General features: G+C 63.7%; 17 protein-coding genes. 3 read left to right on the top strand and 14 right to left on the bottom strand.

Annotated features, from left to right (window positions below):
* The first annotated feature begins 6 nt into the window (after positions 1-6).
* Complete coding sequence (locus CHU95_RS07230) at positions 7-1050, top strand: alpha/beta hydrolase (protein WP_094455215.1); 1044 nt, start codon at positions 7-9, stop codon at positions 1048-1050.
* A 26-nt stretch (positions 1051-1076) separates the two neighbouring features.
* Here the strand turns inward: CHU95_RS07230 and CHU95_RS07225 are convergent, their stop codons facing one another.
* Complete coding sequence (locus CHU95_RS07225) at positions 1077-3083, bottom strand: HAMP domain-containing methyl-accepting chemotaxis protein (protein ID WP_165772069.1); 2007 nt, start codon at positions 3081-3083, stop codon at positions 1077-1079.
* Positions 3084-3412: 329 nt separating this feature from the next.
* On the opposite strand from CHU95_RS07225, the gene CHU95_RS07220 reads away from it, so the two are divergent.
* On the top strand, positions 3413-4414 hold the full coding sequence (locus CHU95_RS07220) for an MBL fold metallo-hydrolase (protein WP_165772068.1): 1002 nt from the start codon (positions 3413-3415) through the stop codon (positions 4412-4414).
* 60 nt (positions 4415-4474) lie between these two features.
* Entirely contained in the window at positions 4475-5764 is a 1290-nt protein-coding gene (locus CHU95_RS07215) for a class I SAM-dependent methyltransferase (RefSeq protein WP_094455209.1), read from the top strand.
* Between the two features lie 12 nt (positions 5765-5776).
* Here CHU95_RS07215 and CHU95_RS22380 read toward each other — a convergent pair whose 3' ends face one another.
* The 13 genes from CHU95_RS22380 to CHU95_RS07155 form a co-directional block, all read right to left on the bottom strand.
* Positions 5777-6481 (bottom strand): energy transducer TonB family protein, encoded by a 705-nt coding sequence (locus CHU95_RS22380; RefSeq protein WP_094455207.1) that lies wholly within the window; start codon positions 6479-6481, stop codon positions 5777-5779.
* Positions 6478-6918, bottom strand: coding sequence for a TonB system transport protein ExbD (exbD, locus tag CHU95_RS07205; protein ID WP_094455205.1), 441 nt, complete (start codon positions 6916-6918; stop codon positions 6478-6480). The genes CHU95_RS22380 and exbD overlap by 4 nt, the downstream gene beginning before the upstream one ends.
* A 5-nt stretch (positions 6919-6923) precedes the next feature.
* The gene (exbB, locus tag CHU95_RS07200; protein ID WP_094455203.1) at positions 6924-7703 is read right to left on the bottom strand and encodes a tonB-system energizer ExbB; all 780 of its coding nucleotides are present in this window, start codon (positions 7701-7703) and stop codon (positions 6924-6926) included.
* Between the two features lie 113 nt (positions 7704-7816).
* Entirely contained in the window at positions 7817-8632 is an 816-nt protein-coding gene (locus CHU95_RS07195) for an enoyl-CoA hydratase/isomerase family protein (protein ID WP_094455201.1), read from the bottom strand.
* 130 nt (positions 8633-8762) lie between these two features.
* Entirely contained in the window at positions 8763-9542 is a 780-nt protein-coding gene (locus tag CHU95_RS07190; RefSeq protein WP_207762410.1) for an amino acid ABC transporter permease, read from the bottom strand.
* Complete coding sequence (locus CHU95_RS07185; protein WP_094455197.1) at positions 9539-10348, bottom strand: transporter substrate-binding domain-containing protein; 810 nt, start codon at positions 10346-10348, stop codon at positions 9539-9541. The genes CHU95_RS07190 and CHU95_RS07185 overlap by 4 nt, the downstream gene beginning before the upstream one ends.
* 71 nt (positions 10349-10419) lie before the next feature.
* Positions 10420-11853 (bottom strand): mannose-1-phosphate guanylyltransferase/mannose-6-phosphate isomerase, encoded by a 1434-nt coding sequence (locus tag CHU95_RS07180; RefSeq protein WP_094455195.1) that lies wholly within the window; start codon positions 11851-11853, stop codon positions 10420-10422.
* Positions 11854-11937: 84 nt separating this feature from the next.
* A complete protein-coding gene (locus CHU95_RS07175; RefSeq protein ID WP_094455193.1) occupies positions 11938-13455 on the bottom strand; it encodes a tetratricopeptide repeat protein in 1518 nt (505 codons plus the stop codon).
* Between the two features lie 186 nt (positions 13456-13641).
* Positions 13642-13833, bottom strand: a complete 192-nt coding sequence (locus CHU95_RS07170; RefSeq protein ID WP_094455191.1) for a hypothetical protein — start codon at positions 13831-13833, stop codon at positions 13642-13644.
* 98 nt (positions 13834-13931) lie between these two features.
* Complete coding sequence (locus CHU95_RS07165) at positions 13932-14255, bottom strand: hypothetical protein (RefSeq protein ID WP_094455189.1); 324 nt, start codon at positions 14253-14255, stop codon at positions 13932-13934.
* 21 nt (positions 14256-14276) lie between these two features.
* Positions 14277-15884 (bottom strand): sigma-54-dependent transcriptional regulator, encoded by a 1608-nt coding sequence (locus CHU95_RS07160; protein WP_094455461.1) that lies wholly within the window; start codon positions 15882-15884, stop codon positions 14277-14279.
* A 309-nt stretch (positions 15885-16193) separates the two neighbouring features.
* The gene (locus CHU95_RS22055) at positions 16194-16397 is read right to left on the bottom strand and encodes a hypothetical protein (RefSeq protein WP_133065464.1); all 204 of its coding nucleotides are present in this window, start codon (positions 16395-16397) and stop codon (positions 16194-16196) included.
* Positions 16398-16425: 28 nt separating this feature from the next.
* Positions 16426-16872, bottom strand: coding sequence for a hypothetical protein (locus CHU95_RS07155; protein WP_094455187.1), 447 nt, complete (start codon positions 16870-16872; stop codon positions 16426-16428).
* Positions 16873-16977 lie beyond the last annotated feature (105 nt).

Genomic DNA, 16977 nt, shown 5'->3' with positions numbered 1-16977 from the left:
AAAACCATGACCGGCACCATCCTGCCCATCGCCCCCGCTCCCCACCGTGCGGCGTCCTTGTGTCTGGTGCCGGAGAAGCCCGGGTTTCAGGTGGGACCGGAGCTGTCACCCGAGGTTGCGGATGTGGTTCGCATCATAGCGGGCAGTGCGGATGGGGGCGGCGATATCGCCGAGACCCGGCGCATTTTCACCCGCGTACGCCGCGCCTTGGGCCCGCAGGCCCCTGAGATCGCCTCTGTTCGGGATGAGACGATTGCCGGTCCGGGCGGCCCCCTGGCCCTACGGCTTTATCGTCCGTCGTTCGGTTTCCGTCCTCTGCCGGCCCTTCTGTTCTTTCATGGCGGCGGCTGGACCGTGGGCGACCTGGACAGCCATGACACGCTGTGCCGGCAATTGGCCGTGGCGACCGGCCATGCGATTGTCGCAGTCGATTACCGGTTGGCACCCGAACATCCCTGGCCAGCGGCGATTGAGGATGGTTGGGCGGCCCTGCGCTGGTTAGCCGCGCATGCCCCTTTGCTGGCCATTGATCCCTTGGCCATTGGCGTGGCGGGTGACAGCGCGGGCGGCAACATCGCCGCCATATTGGCACTGAAGGCACGGGATGCGGGCGGGCCAGTGTTGAAGACCCAGGTGCTGATCTATCCGGCGGTCGATCTGACGGCCAGCCTGCCCAGCCATTTCACCCGGTCTGATGGATATCTGCTCACCCGCCAGGCCTATGTCGGTTACATCCGGAATTACCTGGCCGGGCAGGAGGCCCAGGGTGATTGGCAAGTCTCTCCGCTGCGTGCCGAACGGCTTGACGGGCTGCCCCCCACGGTGATCATCACCGCCGGGTTCGACCCGTTGCTGGATGAAGGTCGGGCCTATGCTGGGCGCCTGGCCGCAGCGGGTGTTCCGGTTCTGCACCGGCTTTATCCCGATATGGTGCATGGCTTCATTACCATGGGCGGTCGCCTGCCGACAGCGAACCGGGCCATTGCCGATATCGGCCGGGCCTTGGCGTCATACGATATCTATGCATTCAGCGATGGGGGCGGGATCTGATCCTGCCCCCATCAGGAACGGTTTGATCAGGCGGACTTAACCCCGGTCAGGAAGCTGCTGACAACCTGGGTCAGGCGCGTGGACTGGTTCTGCACGCCGACCGCTGCGTTCAGCACCTGCCCGGCCGATTGTCCGGTTTGGCCGGCGGCAGCACGGACAGTGTCGATGGTGGCGGTCACATCCTGAGTGCCGGCGGCGGCCTGCTGCACATTGCGGGCAATCTCCTGCGTGGCCGCCCCCTGTTCCTCAACTGCCGCCGCGATGGCGGTCGCAATCTCGTTCACCCGGGCAATGGTGCCGGTGATCGACCGGATGGCATCAACCGCCTGTTGGGTGGCGGACTGAACCTGCTGCACCTGTTCGTTGATATCGCCTGTGGCGCGGGCCGTCTGTGTTGCCAGGCTTTTGACTTCCGATGCCACCACGGCAAATCCCTTGCCGGCCTCGCCGGCGCGGGCGGCCTCAATCGTGGCATTCAGCGCCAGAAGATTGGTCTGGCCCGCAATATCGGCGATCAGTTGCACCACTGTGCCAATGCGACCCGCCGCTTCCGACAAGGAATTGACCGTCTGGTTGGTGGCGTTGGCCTGATCATAGGCCACCCGCGTGATCTGCGCGCTTTCCGCCACCCGACGGGTGATTTCGCCCAAAGAACTGGACAATTCTTCGGTTGCGGTGGCCACGGCCTGTACATTGGCACTGGCCTGTTCCGCGGCACTGGCCACTGTCATCGATTGCTGTGCCGTCTGTTCGGATAGGGCCGACATGGACTGGGCCGACGCGCGCATCTGGGTACTGGCCGTACTCAGTTCACCCACCAGGGCCTGCACATCCTGATCGAACCGGCTCATCAGCGTTTCCAGCGTCTGGGCCCGCCGCTCCCGTGCCTCACGGGCGACGGCCTGCTCTTCCTCCAGACGGCGGCGTTCAATGCCGTTGGTCTTGAATACTTCCACGGCCCGCGACATGTCGCCGATCTCATCGCGGTTGTCGGTGAAACCGACATTCACGGACAGGTCACCCTCGGCCAGCCGGCCCATGGTGGTGGTCAGGCTGTTGATCGGCCGAGTGATGGAGCGGGCAACGATGAGGGAACCTCCGATCCCCAGCAGGACCGACAGGATGGACAGACCGATGGCACTGGATTCAATCGTGTTAATGGTGGCCACAACCTGCGGCCCAATCTGGTTCTGCTGTCCGGTTTGAGATTCGGAAATGTCATTCGCCACCTTGCTGAGCTTGCCGCCGTTCGGGTTCAGCCGGGTCTGGACAATGGTTTCTGCTTCCCGCAGCAGGCCCATCTTGGTGTTGGCACCTTCACGATAGGTGGTCAGAGGCCGCACGATGTCCAAGATCAGGGCGCGGCGGGCGCCGCGTGCCTGATTGGCCAGGGCTTGCGTGCTTTTTTCCAAGTCCGCCAATGCTTTGGTCAGCCCGTCCTGCGTGGCTTCGTCCCGCCGATTCTCAAAACGTTGCATAAAAAAACGGACCAGGAGGAAATCCCGCTCCGTATTGGCGATCAGCAAGGCGGCGCGGGCATCCCCATCACTGTCGGCAAGGCGCAGGGCCTGATCCAGCTTGGCCATGGCCACCGGGCCGTTCTTATCCAGGATGTCGGCCGTGGCCGTGTCGATTCTGGCATCCAGAGACACCAGATCGCCGATCGCCGACTTGTAGGCGGCGAAGGTTGCGGTCAGGTCGGCCAGCATGGCCCGACGACCCGGATTGATCAACGTCTTGTCCGCTTCCGACAGCAGCGTGTCGACTTTTTTGGTCGCTGCCTCGATCCGTGGCACAAAGGCTTCATCCCCGGTCAGGAGAAAATCCTTCATATAAATGCGCGTCTGCGACACGTGCTGATCAATCGCGGCGATCAGGTTGGCGTTGCGCGCGATGCGGCGATACTCAGAGAAACTGCCGTCAATAATCGCAAGCCCGGTAATGGCCCCACCGCCAATAAGCAGCAACAAGAACAGCAGCAATCCCTGCCCCGTGAAGATGCGATGTGCGATTTTCAGCCTGTCCATTCGCATGATTTGCCCCATCCGGCTTTATTGGGGGTGGACAAGAGTGATGCGCCGTGGGTCCGCACCACGGTGTCATCTGCCGCCCCATTGAACAGTAGAGGATCAATAGATAGGGGTTCATGGCTGACGACAACTGTGCGAAAGGTTAGGGAAATCTAATCCTAAACCGCTGGTTACAGATAAAAACAGTCCGTGTTCGTTCATTTCCTTCTGGCGAAATTAAACTTCAATCATCCGTTCGTATCCGTAACAATCATCCCAGCGCCGACAGGGCTTGCGCGACCAGAGCGGAGCGGGTCCAATGGTCAGGCACCATGACAAACGGCGGGGGATTGATGATGGGGAACTGTGGCTGTGATCGGCGCGGTTTTTTCGGCCATGCCTTTGGATGCGGCGCCTGGGTGGCCATCGCCCTGACCGCAGGGACCGCCACGGCGCGACAATCCCAGGCCCGGACCCTGACCGACCCGGTGGTGACCAGCGCCTTTGCCCGGATTGAAAAACTGGCCGACGGGGTCTGGGCGGTGATCAGCACACCCTTTGCGCCCGATGGCGGACGCGGCGACCGCACCACCCTGTCCAATGGTGGCATCATTGCCGGACGCGACGGGGTCCTGGTCGTGGAAGGGTTCAATACACCCGCCGGTGGCGCCTGGCTGTCCGATCAGGCGCTGGCGCTGACCGGACGCCGACCCACCCATGTGGTGGCCACCCATTACCATCTGGACCATGTCGGCGGGCTGTCGGGGTTCAGACGGGGTGCGGACGGGCCGGAATTGTTGATGACGGCGCAGACCGGGGCGCTGTCGGCGCAACGCAACGGGCTGCCCCGGCCGGTTGAGGGCAGCCCCTTCGCCAAGGCCGCACCAGTGCTGCTGCCCACCCTGATCGTGCCGGAAGGCGAGGCTGTCCTGGATCTGGGGGGTCGGACGGTTCGGCTGGTGGCCCGCACCGGCCATACGGACAGCGATGTAACGGTGGAACTGGACGATCCACGGGTGATCTTTGGCGGCGATCTGCTGTGGAATGGCATTTTCCCCAATTATGTCGATGCCGACCCGGTGAAACTGTCCGCCGCCGTGCGGGCGGTCCTGGCTGATCCGGCCACCCTGGTGGTGCCGGGGCATGGTTCCTTGTCCAATGCAGCGGACCTCTCCCCCTATCTAGGGGTGCTGGACGCGGTGGAAGCGGCGGCGCGGCGCGCCCATGCGGCGGGCATGACCGTTGAAAAGGCAGCATCCGCCTTTACCCTGCCGCCCGGACTTGGGGCCTGGACATTGTTCAGCGCCGGTTTTTACACCAATGCCTTCAAGGCCTGGTACCGCGTGTTGGGATGACGTGTCGGGGGAGGGCGTGCTAGGCAGGATGGGCGTTGATCGAGATACCGGACCAGTTGCATGCCCACCCCGCCCGATATCCTGTTCCAGGCGACCACGTTGCTGGCTGCCGGCCGTTACCGGGCGGTGCGCCGTCTGCTGATGCAATCGGGCCCGCCCGATGATGCCGCCGGGTCCGGCCTGCTGGGCCGCGCCCTGGTCGGGCTGAATGATCATGCCGGCGGGCGGGCGTGGCTGACCCGCGCCCTTGCGGACCAGCCGGACGATGGGGACCTCCGGTTTGCCTTGGCCCGGTCCCTGGATGGGTTGGGTCAGATGCATGCGGCCGTGCCGATTCTGGCCGAGCTGCACCGCCTGGACCCCGCAGACCAGACGGTGACCGAGGCCCTGGCCAACGCCCTGCGCCGCGACGCCAGTTATGAGGCGGCCGTCGATCTGGTCATGGCCGAGGAACGGGCCGGCCGCCTGAATGATGCTATCCGCTATCAGCGCGGTTTGTCGCTGCATTATCTGGGCGATGCGACCGGTGCGCTGGCCGATTTTGATGCCATCGTTGCAGCCGCCCCCGGTCGTGCGGCGTCCTGGTTCGCCAGTCATGCCTGCGTGATCGGCACAGACGGGGTGCCGGCCGCGCTGGACCGGCTGCGCCGCGCCATCGCCTGTCCGGGGGCGAACCGCAAATATGCCGGTTACCTTGCTGCCTACCAGATACTGACCGGCGAGGAACCCAGCGGCTTTCGGCCCGGTGACAGCCCCATCCTGGATGGCGCACGGGCCCTGCGCCCGCATCTGGCCCCGGATCACCGGCTGTTCGGCCTGTCGGCGGATGTTTTACGCTTTGCCCTGAATGCGGCGGCGGTGCCGGGGCTGGTTCTGGAATTCGGTGTGCGGCGGGGGACATCGCTGCGGCACATTGCAGCGGCAACAGTCCAAGCCGTCCATGGCTTTGACAGTTTTGAGGGCCTGCCGGAAGGCTGGGGCAATGAGCTGGCTGGCACCTTCAGCCTGGGGGCCGAGGGGACGGACCTGCCCGCGATGCCTGCCCATGTCCGGCTGCACAAAGGCTGGTTTGAGGATGTGCTGCCGGGTTTCCTGGCCGAGCATGCCGGTCCCGTGCGCTTTGCCAATATTGACTGCGATATCTACAGTTCCACCGTGACGGTGCTGCGTGAATTGGCGCCCAGGCTGGTGCCGGGCAGTGTTCTGGTCTTTGATGAATTTATCGGCAACCGCACCTGGGCGGATCATGAGTTCAAGGCCTGGGGTGAGTTTGCCGCCCGAACCGGTATCCGATACCGCCATATCGCCGTCAGTCCCTTTACCGGTCAGGTGGCGTTAAGGGTGGAGTGACCGCCGGCAGGGTCAACGCAGGCTGAATTCCACCGGCAGGACCAGTTCCATCTGTTCCAGCCCCATTTCTGCCGGAATGGCGGGTAAAGGCTGGGCGCGGATGACCAGTTCTGTGGCCTCCCGATCCAGCGCCTCTACCCCGCATCCACGCTCCAGATGATGGGAGACCACCCGACCCTGCCGGTCCAGCGTCAGACGGACCCAGGCCGTGCCTTGCTGACGCCGCTGACGGGACGCCATCGGGTACCGTTTATGCTTGCCCAGATGGGCCATCAACCGTCCTTGAAAGGCGGCCATGGCATCCGGTGGCGGGCCGGACGGGAGGGGGTGGGGCGGGGCATCGACCGCAGGCTGCGGCGCCGATGGCGGCGCGGACGGGGCCGGCGTTGGCACCGGCGCCTCCATCATCGGTTGCACCTGCGGTGGGTCCTTCGGCGGTGGTGGCAGTTTTGCCACGGCACGGTCGATCACCGGCGGTGGCTTGGGGGCGGAGACCGGTGTAACCGGCCTTGGCAGGGGCGGCGGCGGCGGCGGTGGTAATGGCACCGGTGGGGTCAGATCCAGCAGGATCGCCGGCGGTGGGGGCGGGGCATCCGCCACTGCGGGGGAATGTGGTTTCAGGGCAATGAAACCGGCCACTGCCAGATGAGCGCCCAGCGCAAGCGTGAATGCCAGGGGCCAGCGCAGCGCACCGGCGGGCAGGGCCGCCGCCGTCACGGCGCAGCCCCCATGGCGGTGCCATCCAACCCGACCAGGGCCACTTTCAGATAGCCGGCATCCCGCAGGCTGTTCATCACCGCCATCAGGTCGCCATAGGCCACAGTTTTATCCGCGCGCAAAAACACCCGCTGGTCCTTATCCCCGCCTGTCCTGGCATCCAGGGCGGCCGCCAAGCCCGCCTTGTCCGCTACCGGTGCTTCATCAAGGGCCAGCGACAGATCGGCCTTCACCGACAGGAACAGGGGTTTGGGCGGCCGTTCGGCCCTCGGCGCGCTGGAGGCGGGCAGATCGACCGGGATATCGACTGTGGCCAAGGGAGCCGCCACCATAAAAATGATCAGCAGCACCAACATCACATCAATGAAGGGCGTGACATTGATTTCGTGATTTTCCGCCAGATCATCGTCCCCGCCGGTGCGCAGCTTTGCGGCCATCGCGTTTACTCCGCCGCGCGCAGGCGGGGCTTGACCCCGCGACGGTCCAGATCACGCGACAGCAACCGCAGCACCGCCGCCGCCGCGTCGCCCACCTGGGCGCGATAGCCACCGATGGTCCGGGTCAGGGCATTATAGACCAGAACCGCCGGGATGGCCGCCACCAGCCCGATGGCCGTGGCCAACAAGGCTTCGGCAATGCCGGGTGCCACAACGGCCAGATTGGTGGTCTGGCTTTCAGCGATTCCAATAAAGCTGTTCATGATGCCCCAGACGGTGCCGAACAGGCCGACGAACGGGGCCGTGGCCCCAATGCTGGCCAACACACCGGTGCCACGTGCCGATGCGCGCGCCATGGCCGCTTCAATCCGTTCCAGCCGGCTGGCCGCGCGTTCCTTGATGCCGTCAATGGGAAGGTCGACCGACTGTTCCATCTCCTCCATCACGGCGCGCAGAAGCGGGGCCGCCGGGTCACGTGCATCGGTCAGACCGGCGGTTGCCTCTGCCAGGCCGCGGACCGCGTCCAGCCGGTGCAGTGCTGCTGTCACCCGCCGCCGGGCCGCCGACAGTTCCAGCAGCTTGGCGATAAAGATCGTCCAGGTCGCCACCGACGCCGCCGCCAGCCCGACCATCACCGATTTCACCACCCAGTCGGCCGCCATGAACATGCCCCAGGGTGACAGGGAATGCCCATTGACCATCGGTGCCGCCAGGGCCGGCCCGACCACCATCGCCGACAGGGCCATACCCACCAGCGCCGACCCAATTTTCCGCTTCGTCATCATCCGCCCCCGGGGAGGAAACTCTCTGACCCGGTGGTATCGCAGTTGCGACTAAGTTGCAACTGCGTTGGTGATGGAGGTGCCGTGCGTGCCGGGGTCGCCAGAACGCCGGCCTGTCAGCATTGCCCGAAAAACGGTTTCCGCCGTTCGACAAAAGCCGTGATGCCTTCGGCGAATTCGCCGCTGTCAATCGCGGACAGGAAGGTTTCACGTTCGGCCGCCAACTGCTGCTGGAAATTATGTTCCAGCGACAGATACAGCAGTCGTTTCGTCCGGCCCGAAGCGTTGGCCGCACCGCACGCCAGTTTACGCGCCACACAGCGCGTTTCCTCCGCCAGCATCGGGGCTGGACAGATCCGGTTCACGATACCCAGTTCCAGCGCCTCCAGGGCCGTCAGCCGGCGGTCAAGCAGTGCCAGTTCGGCGGCGCGACGAGAGCCGACCAAACGGGGCAGGGCATGGGTGGCACCGGCCTCCGGTGTGGTGCCCAGCGGGCCATAGGCCATCTGGAACACCGCCCGATCAGAAGCAACCACCAGATCACAGGCCAGGGTAATGCCGATGCCGGGACCGGCCGCGGTACCATGAATCCCGGCGATCACCGGTTTTTCCATCCGGCGCAGGGCGGTCACCGCCTGATGGGTGAAATCAATCAGACGCGCAATATGGTCACGCCGTTCAGCGGCGGGGGCGGATAACAGCTTATGGAAGGCATGAATATCGCCGCCGGACATGAAACTGGTGCCCCGTCCGGTCAGGACCAGGACGCGCACCTTCGGGTCATTGGCCGCCGCCGTGGCCGCCTCGGCGAAGGCCGCCGCCATGTCCAGATTGAGGGCATTCATGCAGGTCGGGCGGTTAAAGGTGATCTCCGCCACGCCTTCGGTACTGTGACGGGTGTAAAGCAGGCAATCGGTTGTCACGGTGCTCATGGCGCCTCTCTCCCCTTTGCCGGCCCGCCCCTGCGGGGGACCCGATAGACCATCAGACTAACAGAGCTTTCACGCAGAAGGGGAGAGAAAGCGAGTGATCAAAAGTTCACAATCCGACCATCGGTCTTTGTCAGACCGCCTGGCCCCAGCGTCGTTCCAGCCAGCGCGACAGCCGCGACAAGATCAGCAGGATCACCAGATATTCCAGCGCCAGCAGGGTGTAGAGTTCCAGCGGCCGATAGGTCTGGGTCTGTAATTCCGTGGCGCGGCGGGTGAGTTCGGCCAGCCCGATCGCCGATGCCAGGGAACTGTCCTTTACAGTATGGATGAACTGTCCAACCGTGGGCGGCAGCATCCGGCGCAGGGCCTGGGGCAGGATAATGCGGCGCAGGGTCAGCCAGCGGCCCATGCCCAGGGACTGCGCCGCCTCCACCTGTCCTTTGGGCACGCCTTCGATCCCGGCGCGGAAGATTTCTGACAGAAAGGCTCCGGCATTCAGGGCCAGGGCAATTAACGCCGCCGCGAACGGTGTCAGGTCAGCGATCCAGCCCAGGGCGCGGAAACCGACACTGTCGGGCGCCAAACCCTGAACCAGAATAGGCAGAGCGTAGAACACCCAGAGCAGCAGGACAAACAGCGGTAATGTCCGCATCAGTTCGACATAGGCACCGCTGGTCATACGCAGCAAGCGCCACCGGCTGCTGCGGGCGATGGCGGTCAGCAACCCGATCCCTATGGCCAGCAACAGCGCGGTCGCCGACAGGCCCAGGGTCAGGCCAGCCCCGGCCATCAGGAATGACAGGTTCCCCCAACCCTCGGCTGTACGCGGATCAACAATGTGCCAACCATCACCGGCACAGCCCGACAAAAAAGGCACCAGCAGCAGCAGACATGCCGCCCGCCTGTTCAAGGCGTGTTCCCCGCGTCCGCGAACCAGCGCTGAAACAGCCCGTCGAAGAAACCATCGGCCGTACGGGCATCGACCCAGCCATTCAACCATTCCAGCCAGACCGGGTCACCCTGCGCGGTCATCATGGCATTTTCCGTGTCGGTGCCGGGGCGCGCGCCCTGGGTCAGCATGGTCAATTGCGGATATTCCCGCCCAATCTTGGTCAGGAAATAGAGATTGTCGGTAAAGGCGGCCTGCGCCCGACCGGCCAGCACCTCGGTGAAATCAATCACCGGATCGGCAACCGACAGCAGGCGGGCTTTGGTGAAGACCTTCCGGGCCATGGTTTCGGGTGCCGTTCCCTGCTGCACGGCGATGGTGATCCCTGGCTGGTCCAGATCGTCCCAGCTTTTGAACCGGTCCATATCCTTCTTCTGGATCAGAGGGATGAAACGGGGCCGCAGATAGGCCTTGGTGAAGGCAACCGCCTTGGCCCGTTCTGGCGTTACCGTCACACCGGTGGCAGCGATGTCATATTTGCGCGCCAGCAGGCCGGCCACCAATGTTGGCCATGTTGCCTGGACCAGAAGCAGTTTTACCCCTAGATCCGCCGCCAGCCGTTCGGCCACCTGGATCTCATACCCCTGGAACCCACCCGTCCTGACATCGCGGAATGAGTAGGGAAAGTAATCCCCCGTCGTACCAATGCGCACCGTTCCGGCCTTGCGCACACGATCCAGCAAGGAGCCGCCAGCCTGTGCCAGCGCCGTCGGCACCAGCGGCAGCGACAGGGCGGTGATCAGCAGGTGGCGGCGATCAAGATACATGGTGGCTCCGTCGGGCGAGGGCGCACCATGGTTGCTGCCCGATGATAGCGGGTCAATGGGGAAAGCAGCGATCAGGCGCGGCCGTAATGATCCTCAATCCGCTGGATGTCATCGGCACTGATCCGCTCGCCTGTCTGAACCTCGATCAGGCACAGGTCACACTGGCCGTCATTTTCCAGACGGTGCGGCACGCCGGCGGGAATGAAGACACTCTCATTCACGCGGACCACACGCTTTTCCTCGCCCAGGGTGACCTTGGCCTCCCCCTGCACCACGATCCAATGTTCAGCACGATGCGCATGCTTTTGCAGCGAGATCTTGTGGCCGGGGCGGATGGTCAACCGCAGAACTTCAAAGCCTGGCCCCTTATGCACCAGATGCGAATATCCCCAGGGGCGGTAGGTGCGGCGATGGTCCAGCCGTTCGGTGCGCCCATCGGCCTTCAAACGGTCAACCACGGTCTTCACATCCTGTACCCGCGCCCGGTCGGCCACCAGCACCGCATCATCGGTCGTGATGACCACCAGATCCTTCACACCGACCAGGGCCGTCAGCCCAACCTCACCGCGGACCAGATTATTCTGCGAATCCACCAGGATCGCATCGCCCAGCACAGCGTTGCCCGCCACGTCCTTGCCGGCAATGTCCCACAGCGCGCTCCACGCCCCGACATCGGTCCAGCCGATATCGCAGGGTACAATCGCGGCACTGTCCGTCTTTTCCATCACGGCAAAATCAATGGAGATGTTCGGGGCCTGGGCAAAGGTGTCGGGGTCCAGGCGCAGGAAATCCAGATCGGCACGGGCAGCGGCGATGGCAGCGTCAGCAGCCCGCAAGGCATCAGGGGCGTGGCGTTCCAGTTCAGCCACAAACCGGTCAGCGCGGAACAAGAACATGCCGCTGTTCCACAAATGACGGCCCCCCGCCAAATAGGCCCGCGCCACCTCCAGCTTCGGCTTTTCCGCGAACTGGCTTACGGTAAAGGCGCCGTCGGCACCGGCCACCGGCTCGCCTTTTTCAATGTAGCCATAGCCGGTTTCGGGGCTGGTCGGCTGAATCCCAAAGGTCACCAGTTTGCCGGCCTGCGCCGCGCGGGCGCCAATGGCAATTGCGGCGCGGAAGGCCTCCGGAGCCAGGATGACATGGTCGGCCGGCAACAGCAGAACCAGTGCCGCCGGATCACGGCGGGCCGCCAGACGGGCCGCCACCGCAGCGGCCGGGGCCGTGTTACGGCCGAACGGTTCCAGCACAAGGTCGGTGGGCCGGATGCCCACTTCCTGCAACTGTTCGGCGATGGCGAACCGGTGTTCCTGGTTGCAGATCACAATCGGATCGGCAAAGCCGAACCCGCTACCGACACGCAGGGCCGTTTCCTGGATCATCGTACGGTCGCCACAAAGGTTCAGCAACTGTTTGGGAAACCGTTCCCGGGAGACGGGCCAAAGCCGGGAACCGGACCCACCGGACAACAGGACAGGAATGATGGCGGAAGCGTTCTGGGTCATGGCGCACGCGTATCATGGAAAAAACAATGGCCGGGGCAGACTACATGGCATGCCCCGGCCAGCCGGAAAAGTCCGAAAACAGGATCAGGGCTTGGCCGCGACGGCCAGCACGCCCTCCACCGGTCCCCCGCCCTCATGCCGCAGCACCAGGGGCGACAGGTCCAGCACCGTCAGACCCGCTGCGGTCAGACCGGCCCGGACATAAGCCGGATCATGGGCATAACGCCCGCCCTCATGCAGGAGGTAGGGCTGTCCGGTGCCATTGGCTTCCACCGAAAGGATCAACAATCCCCCCGGACGCAGGCTGTTGGCGGCCGACCGGAAAATCTCTGTCAGTTCGCCAAAATAGCAGAGCACGTCACTGGCCGAGATCACATCGAAACTGCCCGGCCGGGCAATCAGATAGGCGCCCAGTTCCGCCTGATCCAGGGCGGAATAGAGGCCTCGACGCAAGGCCTGCTGCAGCATGGACAGCGAAAGGTCAACCCCGGTCAAGGTGCGGGCATAAGGCGCCAAGTGTGGGGCTGCCAGCCCGGTGCCGCAACCGGCATCCAGAATGTCCTTGTCCCCCTTGCCGTCGCCAAGATGTGTCAACAGGGCGGCCCCGACCGCAGCCGGCACGGCATAGCCCAGCGATCCGATCATTTCATCAAAACGCTTGGCTGACGCATCGAACGTCTGGGCCACATAGGCATCACCGGCACGCGCTGGCGTCGGGGCCTGTCCCAGGGCGGCCAGCGTGTGCTGATATTGGGCTGTCTCGCCGGCAATGCTGCGCCATGCTTCCAGCAGCTCACGCAGCCCGGCCTCATCACCCGTACGGCGCAGATTGGCCGCCACAGAACCCAGTTCGACCTGGGCAACCGTGCTGTCGGGTGCCAGACGCAGCGCCTTCAAGGCAGCATCCGCCGCCATTTCCAACCGCCCCACACCGCGCCATGCCAGGGAAATGTTGATATGCAGCGCCGAACTGTCGGGGTCATTGGCCAGGGCCTGGCCAAAACAGGCGATGGCTTCACCGTAACGCCCGACTTCGGCCAAGGTCAGGCCCAGATTGGAATGGGTGATGGTCAGGTCGGGGCGTAGCTTCAAGGCCAGTTGGAACTGTTCCACCGCGTCATTCAGCCGCCCCAGCCGCCGCAAGGTCAGCCCCAGATTGCTGGCCGCTTCCGCATAGTCCGGGCGGGCCTTCAGGGCATTGCCGTAATGTTCTGCGGCAATTTCCAGATGGCCGGCATCAAAAAACAGCGTGCCCAGATTGTAATAGGCCTCCGCAAACAATGGTTCCCGTTCCAGCGCATCCAGATAATGGGCGGCAGCATCATGGGGACGGCCCTGGGCCTGCGCCACGGCGCCCTGGTTGAAGTGATAGATCGGGTTGTCCGGTTCCAAGGCGGTGGCGGCCGCATAGGCCTGTGCGGCGCCATCATAATCTTCCAGGGTCTCCAGTGCGACGCCCAGATCAGCCCGAAGGGTGGCATCACCGGGATCATCCAGGATCGCCTCCCGCAGTAATGACACCGCTTCGGCATGGTTACCGGCATCCATCGCCATGCGTCCCATGTCAGCGGGACCGCCAACGCCAATGGAAATGTCGCTCATGCCCTTTTCCCTTCCGCCATGCCCGCACTGGGCACCCTGTGTGCCGCACAAGATAACGGCTTGGATTCACAAAGCATAGGGGAAGTGCGGGCAGATGCCCAAAAGCATATAAACCGGCCCAACAGAAAGGCCCGGCCGACAGGGTCGACCGGGCCTAGAGGTACGGAGAATCTTGAGATGGCCGGATCAGACTTGGATATCAACGATCTGGCCGCGTCCGCCCGTTGCGGCCGGTGTTGCCGATCCGCCACCCGCAAGCAGGTCAGTCACCTGCTGCGATTGATCGGAGGCGGCACGAACCTGATCAACCTGTATTTGACTGCGTGTGTTCAGCAAACCGATGGCCGATGCATAGCCGGCGGAAGAACTGACTTCCATGATCTCTGCCCTTGTCTGATCGTGGCCCCCTCAATATAGGACGCCGGGGAACGGATTCCAAGCCACCGCCATACGATTGGCAACGACTGTCCGGTCGGTCAGCCCAGCGTGCTCATGATCGAAAAACACAGCGCGTCCCCCTGGGCGTGGATGGTTTTCAACGCATCCTTGGGCAGCGGAATTTTTTTGTCCCGGCAGTAAGCGACCATCAGCCGGGCCAGTTGGTAACTCTCCACCTCCAGCTCGGTACGGGCGCCACCCATCGCCATTTCGCTCTGAATCCGGATCGACGGGGGCGGACCCTCGACCACCTGAATGCGGGTAATGCGGCGCGTCGCGTCAAACCCCTCCAGTGGAACGGACTGGAACACGAGTTTTAACTCGTCATTGGAGAAGATGATGTGCCGGATCTCTGTGATCATGGCTTTCTTTCCGTTTCAGGCTCAGCCTGGGCGCTTTTTCTGACGGCGACGATAAATGGTGCAGGGATTTATTTCCAGCAAAGCCGCTGCACGGGTGATGTTGCCGTGACAGAGGCGAATCGCCTCATCTATGGCTTCTTCCTCTACCTGCCAGAGGGGGCGGATACGCCGTTCATCCTCCTGCCACACGTCACCGGTCGATTGGGGCGGCGAGGGGACCGGTAAAGACCCACCACCGGCGCCAAGGCCCGCAATCGGCACCCCTGGAATGCCCAAACCGGCCATGGGGCCCGTCGGCGGTGCAGCCAGGGAGGGAAAGGATTGTCCGATCTGGCTGGCCAGGGGGCCCGCGACAGCCGCCCAACGCGGGTCCTGCAGGATCGGCGGAACGATCATGGTCGGCTTGTTCAGAGGGGGGGGCAGCATGAAGGGTTTGATTTCATCCCCATCATTCAACACCACCACATTACGCACGACGTTCAGCAACTGACGGACATTGCCCGGCCAGGCATAGGTCTGCAAAATCCGTTCGGCCTCAATGGAGAAACCCTTGAACGCCTTGCGCTCCTCCTTGCCATATTTTTCCAGGAAATACCGGGCGATCAGCAGGATATCGTCGCCGCGTTCGCGCAAGGGCGGCAATTCAATGGAAATCACCTGCAGGCGGTAAAACAGGTCTTCCCGGAAACGTCCGGCCTGTACCTCGGCATAGGGGTCGCGGTTGGTGGCGCAGACAATGCGCACATCCACCGGCTCCAGTTTTTCGCTGCCCACCTTCTTGACCATGCCGGTCTGCAAGAACCGCAACAGCTTGGCCTGCAACGACAGGTCCATCTCGCCAATTTCGTCCAAGAACAAGGTGCCGCCATCCGCCTGCAGCGTGGCGCCGGCATGGTCGGTGCTGGCCCCGGTGAAGGCCCCCTTCACATGGCCGAAAATCTCCGACTCCATCAGATCCTTGGGAATCGCGGCACAGTTGATCGCGATGAAAGGACCGTCGGAACGGGGGCTGCGGCGATGAATGGCCTCGGCGCAGACTTCCTTGCCGGTACCGCTTTCCCCCGTGATGAAAACGGTGGCCTTGGAAGGCGCCGCCGCCTCAATCAGGCGGTAGGCAGCCTTCATGGGTGGCGACGCACCAATAAAGCCATAGAAGGAATATTCGGTGATCGCCGGTTCGGCCATGGCCGGCGCTTTGGCCGCCCGCCCTTTCGCCCCCTTGCCGGGCGCGCCAGCGGCGGCCTCCCGCGATGCCACAGGCTGTGCCAGGACGGCGGTGACGGCCCCGCGCAGACGATCTGTCCCCACCGGCAGCAGCAGCACGTCGGCAGCCCCGGCGCGCATCGCCTCCACCGCCGCCTGCACCGACCCCTGCGCCGTCAGCGCAATGGCCCGCGGCGCCATCCCATTCATGGTCAATTCACGCAGAAGATCGATACCGCCACCATCCGACAGTTGCAGATTGATCAGCAGCAGGTCGATCGGGCCACCCGACGCCAAACCCCGCCGCGCCGCCGCGGCAGTGTCAACAATGGTCAGGTCATGGCCGTCGCGTTTGAGTGCTGTCACATAAGCCAGTGACAGAGACGGGGCAGGTTCGACAATCAGGATGCGGGCAGGGCTGGTCATGACGGGATGATTGCATGGGGCGTTGCGTTCAGCAACAACAACCGTCATGTTTTGAGGTGTGTTTGCAAAAGGCAAGGGCGGTCAGTTTCCGGAGAATGTGTTTCCGTTCCGATAGCCCAAGGAAACAGCGCGTTCCGGCCGATCAAGGCCCGAAGGCCGCAGATGGCCCGCGTCTTGCTAGTTTTCTACCAGATTTTGGGGGCTTTGGTGACAAAACCCCAGCCTATGTCATCGGACGACCAACAGGCCCGATGGCATACAGGACGCCCGCGGGGCGGAACATCCGTCGGATCGTTTCCGTTCCCGCCGTCACACCGGCTGCCCCGCCGCCGTGCCCATTTTCGGTTCAGGGCGAAGTTGCGGAACCTTGACGGCACGGCGGCCCGCCCCGGTCGCCGTGCCGCACTTTCCCGGCCGAACGGCGCCTGTCCTGCCAACCCCATCCTCTGACAGCCCGGTTCGGTCATGCGCCTGAAGCGGCGCGCGGCGGCTGTTGCGGTGGAACCCCATCATCACGCGCGTACCGGGCCGGCATACGGGCTTAATCCATTTCCTGGTCCTCATCCCCATAGGGAAAATCGGCGTCGCCGCGGCCATCAGCGCGGAACCGCCAGACCTTGGGTTCGGCCAGTTGTAATTGTCCCTGGGCAAGCTGGTCCAGAATGGTACTGGAGATATCCGCCTGTAACCGGGCGGCCCAGGGGGCCATGGCACGCACGCCATCACGCAGATAAGCGGCTGAATAAAGCGTCTGCGCAATCCCTTCCGCATGCGAGGTCAGAAAGCCGGTGACCAGGGTGGCACATTCCGCCGGCTCCAGCACCGGTTCGATACCCCGTGCCGCCGCAGCCAGAACCGGGTAGAGCAGATGTGACCGTTCATCAAGGACAGGATCACGCGACAGGTTGTCCGCTACCCGTGACAGGTAGGCCGCCTTCTCGGCCGGCAGGTCGCGCAAGGCCATGTCCAGGATTTGTCGATGATGCATGGTGCCATCCAACGCGGTTGCCTGGCCGCATCCTGGACGCATTGGCCCGACACGACAACCTGACTGATCGTATGGAGGTGTTCTGACCGGAAAAGAAAGGGCCGG

The sequence above is a fragment of the Niveispirillum lacus genome, assembly GCF_002251795.1.
GTDB lineage: Bacteria > Pseudomonadota > Alphaproteobacteria > Azospirillales > Azospirillaceae > Niveispirillum > Niveispirillum lacus.
Note: the sequence above shows the minus strand (reverse complement) of the source record. Positions and strands in the feature narration are given on the sequence as shown.

What these genes read in the sequence shown, in the direction of transcription:
- CHU95_RS07165 (WP_094455189.1), bottom strand. Translation starts at nt 14,255, where the DNA reads ATGATCACAGAGATCCGGCACATCATCTTCTCCAATGACGAGTTAAAA.
- CHU95_RS07185 (WP_094455197.1), bottom strand. Translation starts at nt 10,348, where the DNA reads ATGTATCTTGATCGCCGCCACCTGCTGATCACCGCCCTGTCGCTGCCG.
- CHU95_RS07230 (WP_094455215.1), top strand. Translation starts at nt 7, where the DNA reads ATGACCGGCACCATCCTGCCCATCGCCCCCGCTCCCCACCGTGCGGCG.
- exbB (WP_094455203.1), bottom strand. Translation starts at nt 7,703, where the DNA reads ATGATGACGAAGCGGAAAATTGGGTCGGCGCTGGTGGGTATGGCCCTG.
- CHU95_RS07220 (WP_165772068.1), top strand. Translation starts at nt 3,413, where the DNA reads ATGATGGGGAACTGTGGCTGTGATCGGCGCGGTTTTTTCGGCCATGCC.
- CHU95_RS07160 (WP_094455461.1), bottom strand. Translation starts at nt 15,884, where the DNA reads ATGACCAGCCCTGCCCGCATCCTGATTGTCGAACCTGCCCCGTCTCTG.
- CHU95_RS07225 (WP_165772069.1), bottom strand. Translation starts at nt 3,083, where the DNA reads ATGCGAATGGACAGGCTGAAAATCGCACATCGCATCTTCACGGGGCAG.
- CHU95_RS07195 (WP_094455201.1), bottom strand. Translation starts at nt 8,632, where the DNA reads ATGAGCACCGTGACAACCGATTGCCTGCTTTACACCCGTCACAGTACC.
- CHU95_RS22055 (WP_133065464.1), bottom strand. Translation starts at nt 16,397, where the DNA reads ATGATGGGGTTCCACCGCAACAGCCGCCGCGCGCCGCTTCAGGCGCAT.
- CHU95_RS07175 (WP_094455193.1), bottom strand. Translation starts at nt 13,455, where the DNA reads ATGAGCGACATTTCCATTGGCGTTGGCGGTCCCGCTGACATGGGACGC.
- CHU95_RS07215 (WP_094455209.1), top strand. Translation starts at nt 4,475, where the DNA reads ATGCCCACCCCGCCCGATATCCTGTTCCAGGCGACCACGTTGCTGGCT.
- CHU95_RS07180 (WP_094455195.1), bottom strand. Translation starts at nt 11,853, where the DNA reads ATGACCCAGAACGCTTCCGCCATCATTCCTGTCCTGTTGTCCGGTGGG.
- exbD (WP_094455205.1), bottom strand. Translation starts at nt 6,918, where the DNA reads ATGGCCGCAAAGCTGCGCACCGGCGGGGACGATGATCTGGCGGAAAAT.
- CHU95_RS07155 (WP_094455187.1), bottom strand. Translation starts at nt 16,872, where the DNA reads ATGCATCATCGACAAATCCTGGACATGGCCTTGCGCGACCTGCCGGCC.
- CHU95_RS07170 (WP_094455191.1), bottom strand. Translation starts at nt 13,833, where the DNA reads ATGGAAGTCAGTTCTTCCGCCGGCTATGCATCGGCCATCGGTTTGCTG.